Below are 1,050 nucleotides of genomic sequence, written 5' to 3'. Positions count from 1 at the left end.
GGCTATGACGGTGATAGAAGGCCAGTTGTGGCAAACCATCTTCAAGCCCAAATAACGCAGTCATGATCATCCATGTGTACCAGAAACGTGAGTTTGCTATCCGTCACCCAGAACGGATATCCGGTCGTTTCACCTAAGATAGAGGCTATATCCCGCGCATTGTCGATTTCCCAGCCCGAGTATGTTGAATCAAGTACCAACAAAATCAGGTCTTTTTGGTTAATGCGGTACTGTATTTCCTTCCAGAAATTGGGGTTGTGCTCTGAATTTTTCTCGTTCAGTTCGACGGGGTCGAGGAAGCTGCTCTCGAACTTGAAGAACTTTTTTGTCAGGTTATTTATTAATGCTGTAGTTTCGTATGTCTGAAGTTTTCTAGAGCTTATTTCTAAGCTCCTGAAAGCATCATCTATTTCTTCTTCCAGGTAACTCATTAGTGAATCCCAATTCTTGATCGGCTAACGGGAACCAGTTTTAGAAGTATATGACCTCTTTTTGCCCCTCCGCCCGCTCTCTTTCCGGGGGTTTGATAACCAATATGAGGTGATTTCGGCCCTTCTTTGCTTGGGACTAGTATTGGGTCATCAATATTCACCTCGGCCCCCCTATTTGGGCCTTTTTGTACACGCCATTCAGTTGGAAATGACTTTCCATATTGGTCTTTACCCCATTTGGATACGCTGTATTCATCCCTTGATATGCCTGTTCTACGAAAGGCTTCATCTAAACCCGTGTGCATTTGCTCGTAGCTGTTGCGGTCTTGTTTGCGCCAGTCCAGATCTACATCGGAGTTAAATTCCCACGTGTTTCCGGTGTGTGGCGGAGGGCAACTCCCAGAAGTGCAAGCTAACCCTAACGGATCTACCCATCCGGTCGGGTTAGGCACGTACTGGTACGCGTTGATCCCACCCGCCAGCTTCACCGGATCAGGCGTCAGGTAACACCCAATATCCGGATTGTAGTAGCGATGGCGGTTGTAGTGCAGCCCGCTTTCCTGATCAAAGTACTGGCCCTGGAAACGTAGCGGGTTGTCGATTGTGCCTTTGTCGAGTC

General features: G+C 47.6%; 2 protein-coding genes. Both read right to left on the bottom strand.

What is annotated here, in order from left to right:
• Positions 1–41 precede the first annotated feature (41 nt).
• Positions 42–431, bottom strand: coding sequence for a hypothetical protein (locus Q8X51_RS32135; protein ID WP_065947443.1), 390 nt, complete (start codon positions 429–431; stop codon positions 42–44).
• A partial coding sequence (locus Q8X51_RS32130) for a polymorphic toxin type 47 domain-containing protein (protein WP_407693362.1) occupies positions 431–1,050 on the bottom strand: 620 nt, incomplete at its 5' end. The genes Q8X51_RS32130 and Q8X51_RS32135, both read right to left, overlap by 1 nt.

This window comes from Pseudomonas sp. Yb2C2 (genome assembly GCF_052112325.1).
Taxonomy (GTDB): Bacteria; Pseudomonadota; Gammaproteobacteria; order Pseudomonadales; family Pseudomonadaceae; genus Aquipseudomonas; species Aquipseudomonas marginalis.
This window is presented reverse-complemented; position numbering and strand designations above follow the sequence as displayed.